Genomic DNA, 12,290 nt, shown 5'->3' on the forward strand with positions numbered 1-12,290 from the left:
GCGCGTTCTTTTTTGCCAGTCCGCTGATGTCGCCGGCCTGCGGCGACGGCCAGGATCAGGCCGTCGGCTCGGGCACGTAGCCCATGCCACGCGAAATCTGCAGCGCGGTTTCCTTGAGGTTCTGCAGCCAGCTGTCCTGCAGGCGGTCGGCCGGGGCCGACAGCGACAGGCCAGCCACGAGCCGGCGGGAATCGTCGTAGATGCCCGCGGCGATACAGCGCACGCCCAGTTCCAGTTCCTCGTTGTCGCGCGCATAGCCGTTCGAGCGCACCCAGCTCAGTTCGCGTTCGAGCTTGGCCAGGTCGGTAATCGACGTGCGCGTATGGCCCGCCAGCCCCGTGCGCGTGGCGTAGGTACGCACGCGAGTGGCTTCGTCCGCGGCCAGGAACAGCTTGCCGACCGACGTCAGGTGCAGCGGGGCGCGGCCGCCAATGGCGCGCACGACCTGCATGCCCGAGCGTTCGCTGTAGGCGCGCTCGATGTAGACGATCTCGTCGCCCTGACGCACCGACAGGTTCACGGTCTGCCCCGTCACGCGGTGCAGGGCGCGCATCGGCGCCAGTGCCGCATCCCGGACCGAAAGGCGTGCCTTGACCAGGTTGCCCAGTTCCAGCAGGCGCATGCCCAGGCGGTAGCTGCCGGGGTCGGAGCGATCGACAAAGCGGCAGGCCACCATGTCGTTCAGGATGCGGTGCGCGGTGGACGGGTGCAGGCCGGTGGCCAGCGACAGCTCTTTCAGGCTGACGGGATCCGCGTGCTGGGCCAGCGCGTCCAGCAGCGTCATCATGCGCTCGATCACCTGGATCGAGGTCTTGCCGGGTGACTTGTCTGCTTCTGCCATGTGGAAAAATGTTGCCGTGCGGCAAATTAAGCGTTTGCCTGATTCTATCTCGCATCGTGAAAATTTCAACAGATGAAACGTGATTTTCGAGATTTCCCTCCATAGATGATGGGTGGCGGGCAGCTGCCCATGAGCCACTTTGCATTGCCAGATGAACAGGATTGCGGCGCCAGATGCCCGCAGCGGCGGGGCAAAGGGGCATAATTGCGGGGTTTCAGGGTCTGGAAAAGGAAGTCATGCGAATCGGACTGTTCGCCACCTGTCTGGTGGACCTCATGCGCCCCGAAATCGGGTTTTCGGTGCTGAAGCTGCTGGAATCGGCCGGTTACGAGGTGATGGTGCCCGAGGCGCAGACGTGCTGCGGACAGCCGGCATACAACTCGGGCGAGCGCGCTGTGTCGCGCGACCTGGCCGAGAAATTCCTGCGTGAATTCGAGATGTTCGACTACGTGGTGGTGCCGTCCGGCTCCTGTGGCGGCATGATCCGCCACCACTACCACGACCTGCTGCGCGACGATCCCGAACTGCATGGCCGCTACGAGCGGCTGCGCGAACGCGTGTTCGAACTGACCGATTTCCTGGTCAACGTGGCGAAGCTCGACAAGCTCGACTCCGGCTTTGCGGGCCACATCACCTATCACGATTCGTGCTCGGGCCTGCGCGAACTGGGCGTCAAGCAGCAGCCGCGCGCGTTGCTGGGCAAGCTGCCCAATGTGCAGCTGACCGAGATGAAGGACTGCGAGGCCTGCTGCGGGTTTGGCGGCACGTTTTCGGTCAAGTACGGCAATATTTCCACGGCGATCGTCGACGAGAAGTGCGCCAACATCAAGGCCAGCGGCGCCGACGCCGTGGTGCTGGGCGACCTGGGCTGCATGCTCAATATCGAAGGCCGGCTGCGTCGCTCCGGCGATTCGCAGACGCGCGTGCTTCATATCGCGCAGGTGCTGGCCGGCGACGCCTGACGCGCGAACCACAAGAGAGCCCCCACGATGCAAGTGCATAGCATGGAATTCAAGGCGCGCGCCGGGCAGAAGCTGGCCGATCAGCGCCTGCAGCAGAACCTCAAGAAGCTGTCGACGAAGTTCGTGACGGCCCGCGCCGACGCCATCCGCGACATCGATTTCGATGCCACCCGTGCCGCGCTGAAGGAACGCCGCAACCGCGCGCTGGAAAACCTCGACGTCTGGCTCGCCACGTTTGAAGAAAACGCGACCAGGCGTGGCGCCACGGTGCTGTTCGCCGAGACCACGGCCGATGCCGCCCGGCTGGTGGCCGAGATCGCCCAGAAGCACGGCGTGAAGAAGGTCATCAAGAGCAAGTCGATGGTGACCGAGGAAATGCGCCTGAACCAGGTGCTGGGCGAGATGGGCGTGCAGAGCATCGAGACCGACCTGGGCGAGTACATCCTGCAGATCAACGATGCCGAGCCGCCGTCGCACATCATTGCGCCGGTGATCCACAAGGACAAGGACGAAATTGCCGACCTCTTTGCCAAGGTCCACAACAAGCCGCGCCTGACCGACATTCCCGAGATGACGCGCGAGGCGCGCGAAGTGCTGCGTCCCGAGTTCCTGTCGGCGGACATGGGCGTGACGGGTGGCAACTTCATCATTGCCGAGACCGGCTCCGTGGCCGTGGTCACGAACGAAGGCAACGAGGGCATGTGCACGATCATGCCGCGCGTGCATGTGGCCGTGACCGGCATCGAGAAAGTGCTGCCGACGCTGGAAGACCTGGCTACGGTCATGCGGCTGCTGCCGCGCTCGGCCACCGGCCAGGCCATCTCCAACTATTTTTCGCTGCTGACCGGGCCGCGTGCCGAAGGCGAACGCGACGGCCCGGAGCACATGTACTTCGTGCTGGTCGATGGCGGCCGCAGCGGGCTGATCGGTGGCGAATTCCAGGAGATGCTGCGCTGTATCCGCTGTGGCGCGTGCATGAACCACTGTCCCGTGTACCAGAAGATCGGCGGCCACGCCTACGGCTGGGTCTATCCCGGCCCGATGGGCAGCGTGCTGACGCCAAGCTACGTCGGCCTGGCCAATGCGGTAGACCTGCCGCAGGCCGCCACCCTGTGCGGCGAGTGCAACCGGGTGTGTCCGGCGTCGATTCCGCTGTCCGACCTGCTGCGCAAGTTGCGCGAGAAGCAGATGGAGCGCCACCTGCGCCCATGGCAGGAGCGCGTGGCGCTGCAGGTCTGGGGCTACGTGGCCCGGCGCCCGGATCTGTATGCCTTTGTCACGCGGATGGGGGCGCGTATGCTGTCACGCATGGGCGGCCGCAGCAAGCTGATTGCCAGTCTGCCAATGGCGGGCAAGGGCTGGACCGAAACACGCGACATGCCGGCCCCGAGCGGCCGCACATTCCGCGAGCTTTACAAGGAAAGGAGGGCGCGTTCATGAGCGCCAATCAGGAAACGCTGGCCGTCATGCGCCAGGCTTTGGATGCCCATCTGGCGGGCACGTTGCCACCCGGCGAACTGATCGCCAGGTGGCGTGCCGCGGCGCCGTCGCTGACGCTGCCGCCCGTGTTCGGTCAGGCAATGGAGGAATTGCTGCGTCGGATGGAGATGGCGGCGGTGTTCGCGCAGGATAGCTGCTCGTTTTCGAGCACGGCGGTGACGGAACAGCTCGGGAAGTGGCTGGACAAGGCCGGGGCGGCTTGAACCGCTGAGTGACTGTGCTCCTCTCTCCCGCCATGCGGGAGAGAGCGCACATCATGGGCTGCTGGGCGCCTTAGCTCAGCAACAGTGCATCGTCATCAAGTTGCTCATGCCGAGTCTGCTCGAACATCTTGAGCAGGTCGGGTACGTCGAGGCCCTTGCGCTGGTCGCCCGACACGTCGAGCACCACCTGACCCTGGTGCAGCATCACGGTGCGCTGGCCGTAGTCCAGCGCCTGGCGCATCGAGTGCGTGACCATCATCGTCGTCAGCTTGCTTTCCTCGACGATGCGCGCAGTCAGTTCCAGCACGAACGCGGCCGTCTTCGGATCCAGCGCCGCCGTGTGCTCGTCGAGCAGCAGGATGCGCGACGGTTGCAGCGATGCCATCAGCAGGCTTACCGCCTGGCGCTGGCCACCCGAGAGCAGGCCGATGCGGTCGGTCAGGCGGTTTTCCAGGCCCAGGTTCAGCAGGCGCAGCTTGTCGCGGAACAGCTCGCGCGACTGCTTGTTCAGCGCCGGACGGAAACCGCGGCGCGAGCCACGTGCCATGGCCAGCGCCATGTTTTCCTCGATCGTCAGCGCCTCGCAGGTGCCGGCCATCGGGTCCTGGAATACGCGGGCCACCAGGTGCGCGCGATCCCAGGCGGGCTGGCGCGTGACATCGGTGTCGTCGATCATGATGCGTCCGCTATCGACCATCGTGTCGCCGCTGACGGCGTTCAGGAAGGTCGACTTGCCGGCACCGTTGGAGCCAATCACGGCCACGAACTGGCCGGCCGGGATCTCCAGGCTCAGGCCGCGCAGGGCGCGGTTTTCGATCGGCGTGCCCGGATTGAAGGTGAGCTTCAGGTTCTCAGCGCGCAGCATCTCAGGCACCTCCGTTCTTGCGGGCGAACAGCTTCTTGCGCGTGGCCGGCAGCACCAGCGCCAGCGTCACCAGCGCGGCGGTCACCAGGTTCAGATCCTGTGCCTTGAGGCCGATGAACTCGGAATTCAGCGCCAGCGCGATGAAGAACCGGTAGAGGATGGCGCCGATCACCACGGCCAGCGTCACATACACCAGGCGTCGCGCCGGGATGATGGTTTCGCCAATGATCACGGCAGCCAGGCCGATCACGATCGTGCCGATACCCATCGAGATGTCCGAGCCGCCTTGCGTCTGGGCGAACAGGGCACCCGCCAGGGCCACCAGCGCGTTGGACAGCGCCATGCCGGCCAGCGTGGCGCGCCCGGTGGGCACGCCCTGGGAACGCGCCATGCGCGGATTTGCGCCGGTTGCGCGCATGGCCAGGCCAAGCTGCGACGAGAAGAACCAGTCCAGCGCGAGCTTGGCGATGACCACCACCACGAACAGCACCAGCGGGCGCAGCACGTAGTCGGGCATCCATTCGGGCTGCAGGATCGTGAAAATCGTCGGCTCGGTGATCAGCGGCACGTTGGGGCGACCCATGATGCGCAGGTTGACCGAGTACAGCGCGATCATCATCAGGATACTGGCAAGCAGATCCATGATCTTCAGGCGAACGTTGAGCCAGCCGGTAATCCATCCGGCCATGGCGCCGGCCACGATGGCGGCCACCGTGGCGATGAACGGATCCTGTCCGGCGGAGATCAGCGTGGCGGCGACAGCGCCACCCAGCGGAAAACTGCCGTCGACGGTCAGGTCGGGGAAGTTGAGGATGCGGAACGAGATCAGCACCCCGAGCGCCACGAGGCTGAAGATCAGGCCGATCTCCAGGGCGCCCAGCAGGGAAAAGAGGGACATGGGGGAAATCCTTTGCAGGCCGTCCGGCCGGCCCGGATAGGGCCATTGGGGGCGCTTCGGGCCGCGCGCCACAGGGTAGGGCGCGCGGCATCCGGCGGTATTACTTGATGACGGTCTTGGCTTCCTTGATCAGGTCCGGCGACAGGGTCACGCCTTGCTTCTCGGCGGCGCCCGTGTTCACGAACAGTTCAAGGTTGTCCGACGTCTGCGAGGCAATCGCGCCCGGCTTCTCGCCCTTCAGGATGCGCACCACGACCTTGCCGGTCTGGTGGCCGAGGTCGCCGTAGTTGATGCCCAGCGCGGCGATGGCGCCACGCTTGACGCTGTCGGTGTCGGCAGCCACCAGCGGGATCTTCGATTCGTTGGCGACCTTCACCAGCGATTCATAGGCCGACACCACGTTGTTGTCGGTGTTCGTGTAGATCACGTCGACCTTGCCGATCAGGCTCTTGGCAGCCGGGCCGATGTCCACGGTACGCGGTGCGGCGGCTTCCTTCAGCGACATGCCCTGCTTGGCCAGCAGGTCCTTCAGTTCCTTGACCACCACCACCGAGTTGGCTTCGCCGGGGTTGTAGACCATGCCGACGGTCTTGGCCTTGGGCACCACGCGCTTGATCAGCGACACCTGCTTGTCCAGCGGCAGCTTGTCCGACACGCCGGTCACGTTGGTGCCCGTTGCGCCCCAGCTCTTCACCAGCTGCGCGGCCACCGGATCGGTCACGCCCGAGTACACCACGGGCACGGTCTTGGTCGCGGCGACCACGGCCTGGGCCGACGGCGTGGCGATGGCCACGATCGCGCTCGGCTGGTCACCCACGAACTTGCGGGCGATCTGGGCGGCGGTGCCCGGGTTGCCCTGGGCGCTCTGGTATTCCCACTTCAGGTTCTTGTCGGCGTCGTAGCCGGCGGTCTTCAGCTCGTCGCGCACGCCATCGCGGATGGCGTCGAGAGCCGGGTGGTCCACGATCGACAGGACCTTCACGGTTGCCGTCTGGGCCTGCACGGCGCCGCCGTAGAGCAGGGCCAGCGCTACCGCGCTGCCGAGGATGGACTGGGTGGTGGATGCCTTGAGACGCAGCATGTAATTGTTCTCCCCCGAGGGTTCGGTGCTTTTCAGTCAGTCAGCCGCAAACGGTACGTCAGCCGTCCTGACGGGCGCCGGCAGGACGATTGGCGTTCTGCGGGGCGGCCCGGCGGTCCGGATGCGGACGCGGCGCGCCCGGCGGCTGGTGCGGGCGCGCGCATGGTCACATCGGATACGACGGCGCGAAGCCTGCGAGCATACCATTTCCGGCCCCTGCTGGGATCGCTTTTGGTGCTGCATCGCGCCATATCCTGCTGTAAAACACCTCCCAAGGGAGGGTGTACCGCAAGATATTGCGCAAGATTGTCATTTTTCGCGGAAATGCGCCCGATGGCCCACACGGGATGGCGCTCCCCGCGACGCTGCCGGAAGGCTACTTGCGCAGGGCGGCGGCGCAGTCGCGCACCAGCGTCGGGCCGCGGTAAATCAAGCCACTGTAGACCTGTACCAGTTGCGCGCCGGCATCGATTTTGGCCTTGGCGCCCGCACCATCGAAGATGCCGCCCACGCCAATAATTGGCAGATCATTGCCGACGACACGGCGCAGTTCGCGCACCACGCGCGTAGAGGCCTCGAAGACGGGGCGGCCGGACAGGCCGCCGGCTTCGTCGGCATGGGGCAGGCCCTTGACCGCGTCGCGCGAGATGGTGGTGTTGGTGGCAATCACGCCGTCGATGCCATGACGCACCAGCGCATCGCCGATATTACGGATCTGGTCGTCGTCGAGATCGGGGGCGATCTTCAGCGCCACCGGCACGTAGCGCTTGTGCTGGTCGGCCAGCCGCTGCTGTGCGGCCTTGAGCGTGGAGAGCAGGCTGTCCAGTTCGCTGGCGCCCTGCAACTGGCGCAGGTTCTTGGTGTTGGGCGACGAGATGTTCACCGTCACGTAGCTGGCGTGCGGATAGACGCGCTCCAGGCAGTACAGGTAGTCGTCGGCCGCGCGCTCGATCGGCGTATCGGCGTTCTTGCCGATATTCAGGCCCAGGACGCCGCCCTCGGCCTTCCAGCGCGAAGCCTGCACGTTGCGGATGAAGGCGTCGACGCCGCCGTTGTTGAAGCCCATGCGGTTGATCAGCGCGTCGGCCTGAGGCAGCCGGAACATGCGCGGACGCGGGTTGCCGGGCTGCGCACGCGGCGTGACGGTGCCCACTTCGATAAAGCCAAAGCCGAATGCGGCCAGTCCGTCGACGTAAGCGCCGTCCTTGTCCAGGCCGGCGGCCAGACCCACGGGATTCGGGAAGCGGATGCCCATCACGGTGCGCGGATCGTCGGCAATGCTGTTGCCGAGGCAGCCGGCCAGGCCCATGCGCTGGGCGCGCATCAGGTTGTTCAGCGTGAAATGGTGGGCGTCCTCCGCGTCCATGGAGAACAGGGCGGGGCGAAACAGGGGATAGAGCGCGTTGAGCACGGAGTGGGGCGCGGCCGGAGCCGGCGAGAAGTCGGAACCAGGGCGGCATTGTAGCCGTTCAGGCCACGTTTGCCGCCAATTCCGCGCGGTTCTGGCGCGTATCGTTCGGATTCGCCCCGCCCCGGTCGCCTTGATTGCCTTGGCCGGGCCGTTTGCGTCCGGGTCTATTCCTGCGCCGGCCCGGGGGTGGCGTGGGGCTGCGGGTCCGGCGTGCCGGGTGCGCCCTCGAACGCGTGCCACTGGTTGCCGGTCAGCACCTGCAGCGGCTGGAAGCGCGCCTTGTAGGCCATCTTGCGGCTGTCGGCAATCCAGTAGCCAAGGTACAGGTGCGGCAGGCCCAGTTCGCGGGTCTGATTGATCTGCCAGAGGATGTTGTAGGTGCCGTAGCTCGTGCCGGTCACCAGCGGGTCGTAGAACGTATAGACCGACGACAGCCCGTCGTCGAGCACATCGATCATGCTGACCATGCGCAGCTTGCCGGCCTCGGGCGACCCGGGGGGCTCGCGGAATTCCACCAGCCGGGAATTCACGCGGCTTTGCAGTAGGAACTGCTCGTACTGGTCGCGGCTGTCCTGGTCCATGCCACCACCCGCGTGGCGCATCGACTGGTAGAGCAGGTAAAGCGCGTAGTGCTCTTCCACGTATGTCAGTGGCGCCACCAGCGCCTGCAGGTCCTGGTGCTGCTTCCACGCGCGACGCTGGCTGCGGTCGGGCTCGAACTGGTCCACCAGCACCCGGCACGGCGTGCAGGCGCGGCATTCGTCGCAATAGGGCCGGTAAGTGAAGATGCCGCTGCGGCGAAACCCCGCCCGTACCAGCCTGGAGTAGACATCGGCGTTGATCAGGTGGGCAGGCGTAGCCACCTGCGAGCGGGCCATGCGGCCTTCCAGATAGCTGCAAGCGTAGGGCGCCGTCGCATAAAACTGCAGCGCGGAGAGCGGTAGTTCCTTCAGCTTGCTCATGACGTCGAATGAGGGGGCGGCGCGTCGGACGCCGGCATTGCGGGTCTGAGTGGCAGTCTAGCAGAGCCCATTGGGGCACGTCTGCAAGCCGCATTGGCGCGCCGGCTCGCATTTTGAGATTCCTCGCATTGTTTTCAGGGCAGAGGCTTTTTACGATGGGCTTTCTGATACTTCAGGAGCACATCATGGCATCACTGCCGTTTGAGGAGGGGTTGGGAAAGACGCAGTCTGGTGCGACGCTGGTTGCGGGCTACCCGGTGGGGCGGTGGACACGCTATGCGGATATGGCGGCGGTGGCAGGCGTCGGTCTCGGGCTGCTCGCCGCACTGTTTGGCATCCTCGATTACCAGCGCAAGGTCTACGGCGACATGTTGAAAACCGAGATTGGGGCCGTGGTATCCACGATGTCGGAAATGGACAAGCGGCTCAGTGGTGAAATCGTGGCGCTGGACAAGAAGCTCAGCGGCGAAATGAAGGGGCTGGAAGCGCGCCTCGGCGACAAGATCGACGACACGAACCGGCGCATCGACGAAACCAATCAGCGTCTTTCCGGACTGGAAAAGGAAGTCGGCGGCATCAATGTCCGCCTGGGCCGGCTCGAAGGAAAGGTCGGCAAATGAAGGTTCAGGCGGCGCCGTCGGCGCTGCTCGTGCCGGCCCAGCGGCGCAGTTCGCCTTTGTCAAAACGCCATGGCTCGATGGCCGGCGAGGCCGCTGCGGCGCGGACATGCGCGATGAAGTCCGTACGCGCGATCGGTGCCGCGCCCAGTGATGCCAGGTGGTCGGTCTCCTGCTGGCAGTCGATCATGGTGACGCCGTGGCGTTCCAGGAACGCGCAGAGGGCCGCCAGCGCAATCTTCGAAGCATCGGTCCGATGGGCGAACATCGATTCCCCGTAGAACATGCGTCCCAGCGCCACCCCGTACAGGCCCCCGACGCGCTCGCCCTGGTACCAGGCTTCGACGGAATGCGCCAGGTCCAGCCGGTGCAGGGCAACGTACGCGGCAATGATCTCGTGGGTGATCCACGTGCCGAGTTGGCCGTCGCGCGGTGTCATGGCGCAGGCGCGCATGACCGCCGAGAAATTGTCGTCGACGCGGATTTCCCAGTCGGGATCGCGCAGCACGCGTCGCAATGTCTTGCGGAAGGAGGGCGATACCTTGAGGGCCGCAGGCACCAGCACCATGCGCGGGTCTGTGCTCCACCACAGCACGGGCTGGCCTTCGGAGTACCACGGGAAGATGCCCTGGCGATACGCCAGCAGCAGGCGCTGCGGTGTCAGGTCGCGGCTGGCCGCGAGCAGTCCGGGCGCGTCGCTGGCAGGGCCGAGCGCGCGCTCGACCGGCGGAAACGGATCCTGCGGGTCGAGCCAGGTGATCATGCCGGGAAGGTGGGCGGTGCCGCCAGGGTCGCGGTTACGGTGTGACTGTCGCGCGGCTGGTGAGCGGCCGCATCGGCTTGTCGATGTCGAGCGTGTGCAGGCGGAAATCGCCTGCGGCGATCCGGCCAGCGGCGCGGTCGGCAAAGAAGCAGCGCAGCGTGTGGATCACGGTCGGAAAGGCCAGGTCGTCCCAGGGGACGTCGGCTTCGTCGACGAGCTTGACCTCAAGGCTTTCTTCGCCGGGTGCGATGTCCAGGTCGTTCAACTGCGCCAGGTAGAACAGATGCACCTGATGCACGTGCGGTACGTTGAGCATCGAAAACAGCTCGCCAACCTCCACGCGTGCGCCGGCTTCTTCGAGGGTCTCGCGCGCCGCAGCCTGGGCCGTGGTTTCGCCAATTTCCATAAAGCCAGCCGGCAGCGTCCAGAATCCGTAGCGCGGCTCAATAGCGCGCTTGCAGATCAGGATCTTGTCTTCCCAGACAGGAATCGTGCCCACGACATTGCGCGGATTGACGTAGTGGATGGTGCCGCAGTTATCGCACATGCTGCGCGGGCGGTTGTCGCCTTCGGGCACGCGCAACACAACCGCATGACCACAGTTCGAGCAGAATTTCATGGGAGGCGTCCGGGAAGAATGGGGGCAAGTGTATCACCGCGCCGGAGACTCGATTTGGCGCTTGGGTGATGTGGCGCGCGAAGCGTGGTGATGGTGTGCCGCGCCGGACTTGCGACATGCACGCGGCCCGGAGCGCCGGCCTGAAGCGCAATACAGCGCAAAACAAAAAACCCGCCGATTGGGCGGGTTTGCTGTGTGACTGCCTGACGGTTCCGATCCATGTCGATCGGTTGGTTGCGGGGGCAGGATTTGAACCTGCGACCTTCGGGTTATGAGCCCGACGAGCTGCCAGACTGCTCCACCCCGCGTCCGTCGAAGCTGTGATTATAGGTGACCCGTTGGCGCATTGCAACAGAAACTTAAAACTTCTGCGATGGCATGCAATAACGCGCCTGCGGGCCGTGCCTGAACTGTTGGAGCGCTTTCGTGGCAGGTCGTTCAGGCCGACGCCGGTATTTCGCTTGTGCGGCGCGGCAGCGGCTGCCACCCGGCACTTTCGAACTCGAAGCTGTCGCGCTGCCGCAAGTCATCGCGTTGCCAGATCACGCGGTCATGGCGCACGGTGAGCATCCAGGTTGTCGTTGCCAGCGGCAGGGGCGGTTCGAACGCGCGCGGCGTCAGCACGGCCACGCAGATGCCCGGCTCGGGGTCGCGCACCGATGGGTAGCGGATCAGGCCGACGCCGGCTTCCCGGGCAATGCGTGCGAATGCCTGGCAGGCGCCATAGTCGTCGGGGGTGGTCCACTGCGCGGCGTCCTCCACGAACGGGGGCGCGTCCAGTGCCAGGCCCTCGGTGCGGACACCCACCTGGAACAGTGTCTGGGCGCGAGCGTCGATGCGGGGCAGGGACGGACAGTCCATCAGAAAGCGCCAGCGCCAGTACCCGAGTTCGGCGCAGGCGGTCCGGATCGATTCCGCGCCATAGAACACTCCGGGATCCTGGCCGCCGCGAAAGCGCGAACCCCATTCTGTGGCGGGATAGCGGAATGGTGTGAACATCAGGTAGTGCAGCGGGCGGGCGTCGGGGGGCACGACGGGTTTGCCGGCGTCGATCACGGCTTCCAGGACAGCCTGCTCTTCGAGGGAGTCGACCAGGGGCATGGTCGAGACAACGTGCTGGGCCTCCACGGCCCGCCAGAGCGTGAGCGCGAACGGCTTGCGCTCAGATGCGACCGCGGGTGGCGTCCAGGTAGTGAACGACACGAACGAGGCCCTCGGTGGTACGGATCAGTTCCAGCGGCTTGCCGCCAAGCGAGATGTTGTCGTGGGTCAGCCAGAGTCGCGCCTGCTCGTCATGGCCAAGGATGGCATCCAGCGACCGGAACAGGCGGACAAACAGGACGGCGAATTCCCATTCCTTGCGATGCGTGTCGAGCACATAGCCGCCCGATGCCATGCGGGATACCGACGCGGTGCTGATACCCAGCACGCTGGCTACGATGGCCTGGCTGATACCCAGGAAGCCGGCCGCGCGCATTACTGCCTTGGTCAGCGTCACACCGGGATCAGGGCTGCCGGCGGGCGCAGTCTCCGGAATCTGCCTCGATTGCATCGCCTGTTGTCTCCTG

Annotated in this window: 14 protein-coding genes and 1 tRNA gene; 4 read left to right on the top strand and 11 right to left on the bottom strand. The window is 65.4% G+C overall.

Annotated features, from left to right (window positions below):
* Nucleotides 1-55 precede the first annotated feature (55 nt).
* Nucleotides 56-841, bottom strand: coding sequence for an IclR family transcriptional regulator (locus tag ACOABP_RS15750; protein WP_474226033.1), 786 nt, complete (start codon nucleotides 839-841; stop codon nucleotides 56-58).
* Nucleotides 842-1,077: 236 nt separating this feature from the next.
* Here ACOABP_RS15750 and ACOABP_RS15755 point away from each other — a divergent pair, with 236 nt between their 5' ends.
* From ACOABP_RS15755 to ACOABP_RS15765, 3 genes are read left to right on the top strand one after another with little or no spacing between them, the layout of a single operon-like run.
* A complete protein-coding gene (locus tag ACOABP_RS15755) occupies nucleotides 1,078-1,803 on the top strand; it encodes a (Fe-S)-binding protein (protein WP_474226034.1) in 726 nt (241 codons plus the stop codon).
* A gap of 27 nt (nucleotides 1,804-1,830) precedes the next feature.
* Nucleotides 1,831-3,243, top strand: a complete 1,413-nt coding sequence (locus ACOABP_RS15760; RefSeq protein ID WP_066738430.1) for a LutB/LldF family L-lactate oxidation iron-sulfur protein — start codon at nucleotides 1,831-1,833, stop codon at nucleotides 3,241-3,243.
* The gene (locus ACOABP_RS15765) at nucleotides 3,240-3,506 is read left to right on the top strand and encodes a hypothetical protein (RefSeq protein WP_066738427.1); all 267 of its coding nucleotides are present in this window, start codon (nucleotides 3,240-3,242) and stop codon (nucleotides 3,504-3,506) included. Before ACOABP_RS15760 ends, ACOABP_RS15765 begins: the two co-directional genes overlap by 4 nt.
* Before the next feature lie 70 nt (nucleotides 3,507-3,576).
* Here the strand turns inward: ACOABP_RS15765 and ACOABP_RS15770 are convergent, their stop codons facing one another.
* From ACOABP_RS15770 to ACOABP_RS15790, 5 genes are all read right to left on the bottom strand, one after another.
* On the bottom strand, nucleotides 3,577-4,371 hold the full coding sequence (locus ACOABP_RS15770; protein ID WP_066738424.1) for an ABC transporter ATP-binding protein: 795 nt from the start codon (nucleotides 4,369-4,371) through the stop codon (nucleotides 3,577-3,579).
* 1 nt (nucleotide 4,372) lies between these two features.
* Complete coding sequence (locus ACOABP_RS15775; protein ID WP_066738421.1) at nucleotides 4,373-5,269, bottom strand: ABC transporter permease; 897 nt, start codon at nucleotides 5,267-5,269, stop codon at nucleotides 4,373-4,375.
* Nucleotides 5,270-5,369: 100 nt separating this feature from the next.
* A complete protein-coding gene (locus ACOABP_RS15780; protein ID WP_474226035.1) occupies nucleotides 5,370-6,350 on the bottom strand; it encodes an ABC transporter substrate-binding protein in 981 nt (326 codons plus the stop codon).
* Between the two features lie 376 nt (nucleotides 6,351-6,726).
* The gene (locus ACOABP_RS15785) at nucleotides 6,727-7,761 is read right to left on the bottom strand and encodes a quinone-dependent dihydroorotate dehydrogenase (RefSeq protein WP_474226036.1); all 1,035 of its coding nucleotides are present in this window, start codon (nucleotides 7,759-7,761) and stop codon (nucleotides 6,727-6,729) included.
* Nucleotides 7,762-7,925: 164 nt separating this feature from the next.
* Nucleotides 7,926-8,723: an arginyltransferase gene (locus tag ACOABP_RS15790; protein WP_474226038.1), complete on the bottom strand. Its 798-nt coding sequence runs from the start codon at nucleotides 8,721-8,723 to the stop codon at nucleotides 7,926-7,928.
* 185 nt (nucleotides 8,724-8,908) lie between these two features.
* Between ACOABP_RS15790 and ACOABP_RS15795 the strand changes: the two genes are divergently transcribed.
* Nucleotides 8,909-9,343, top strand: a complete 435-nt coding sequence (locus tag ACOABP_RS15795; RefSeq protein WP_474226039.1) for a hypothetical protein — start codon at nucleotides 8,909-8,911, stop codon at nucleotides 9,341-9,343.
* Between the two features lie 4 nt (nucleotides 9,344-9,347).
* On the opposite strand, the gene aat is transcribed toward ACOABP_RS15795, so the two are convergent.
* From aat to ACOABP_RS15820, 5 genes are all read right to left on the bottom strand, one after another.
* Nucleotides 9,348-10,103 (bottom strand): leucyl/phenylalanyl-tRNA--protein transferase, encoded by a 756-nt coding sequence (gene aat / locus ACOABP_RS15800; protein WP_474226041.1) that lies wholly within the window; start codon nucleotides 10,101-10,103, stop codon nucleotides 9,348-9,350.
* 34 nt (nucleotides 10,104-10,137) lie between these two features.
* Entirely contained in the window at nucleotides 10,138-10,722 is a 585-nt protein-coding gene (locus tag ACOABP_RS15805) for an NUDIX hydrolase (RefSeq protein ID WP_066738405.1), read from the bottom strand.
* A 231-nt stretch (nucleotides 10,723-10,953) separates the two neighbouring features.
* Nucleotides 10,954-11,030: transfer RNA gene (locus ACOABP_RS15810), tRNA-Met, on the bottom strand.
* Between the two features lie 130 nt (nucleotides 11,031-11,160).
* On the bottom strand, nucleotides 11,161-11,925 hold the full coding sequence (locus ACOABP_RS15815; RefSeq protein ID WP_474226043.1) for an RES family NAD+ phosphorylase: 765 nt from the start codon (nucleotides 11,923-11,925) through the stop codon (nucleotides 11,161-11,163).
* Nucleotides 11,885-12,274 carry an antitoxin Xre/MbcA/ParS toxin-binding domain-containing protein gene (locus ACOABP_RS15820; RefSeq protein WP_474226044.1) on the bottom strand — a complete coding sequence of 130 codons (390 nt, stop codon included), beginning with the start codon at nucleotides 12,272-12,274 and terminating at the stop codon, nucleotides 11,885-11,887. Before ACOABP_RS15820 ends, ACOABP_RS15815 begins: the two co-directional genes overlap by 41 nt.
* Nucleotides 12,275-12,290 lie beyond the last annotated feature (16 nt).

The sequence above is a fragment of the Cupriavidus sp. HE11 genome, assembly GCF_056097175.1.

Coding starts and splice junctions, on each gene's coding strand:
- aat (WP_474226041.1), bottom strand. CDS start 10,103: ATGATCACCTGGCTCGACCCGCAGGATCCGTTTCCGCCGGTCGAGCGC.
- ACOABP_RS15760 (WP_066738430.1), top strand. CDS start 1,831: ATGCAAGTGCATAGCATGGAATTCAAGGCGCGCGCCGGGCAGAAGCTG.
- ACOABP_RS15780 (WP_474226035.1), bottom strand. CDS start 6,350: ATGCTGCGTCTCAAGGCATCCACCACCCAGTCCATCCTCGGCAGCGCG.
- ACOABP_RS15765 (WP_066738427.1), top strand. CDS start 3,240: ATGAGCGCCAATCAGGAAACGCTGGCCGTCATGCGCCAGGCTTTGGAT.
- ACOABP_RS15820 (WP_474226044.1), bottom strand. CDS start 12,274: ATGCAATCGAGGCAGATTCCGGAGACTGCGCCCGCCGGCAGCCCTGAT.
- ACOABP_RS15805 (WP_066738405.1), bottom strand. CDS start 10,722: ATGAAATTCTGCTCGAACTGTGGTCATGCGGTTGTGTTGCGCGTGCCC.
- ACOABP_RS15750 (WP_474226033.1), bottom strand. CDS start 841: ATGGCAGAAGCAGACAAGTCACCCGGCAAGACCTCGATCCAGGTGATC.
- ACOABP_RS15790 (WP_474226038.1), bottom strand. CDS start 8,723: ATGAGCAAGCTGAAGGAACTACCGCTCTCCGCGCTGCAGTTTTATGCG.
- ACOABP_RS15770 (WP_066738424.1), bottom strand. CDS start 4,371: ATGCTGCGCGCTGAGAACCTGAAGCTCACCTTCAATCCGGGCACGCCG.
- ACOABP_RS15775 (WP_066738421.1), bottom strand. CDS start 5,269: ATGTCCCTCTTTTCCCTGCTGGGCGCCCTGGAGATCGGCCTGATCTTC.
- ACOABP_RS15755 (WP_474226034.1), top strand. CDS start 1,078: ATGCGAATCGGACTGTTCGCCACCTGTCTGGTGGACCTCATGCGCCCC.
- ACOABP_RS15795 (WP_474226039.1), top strand. CDS start 8,909: ATGGCATCACTGCCGTTTGAGGAGGGGTTGGGAAAGACGCAGTCTGGT.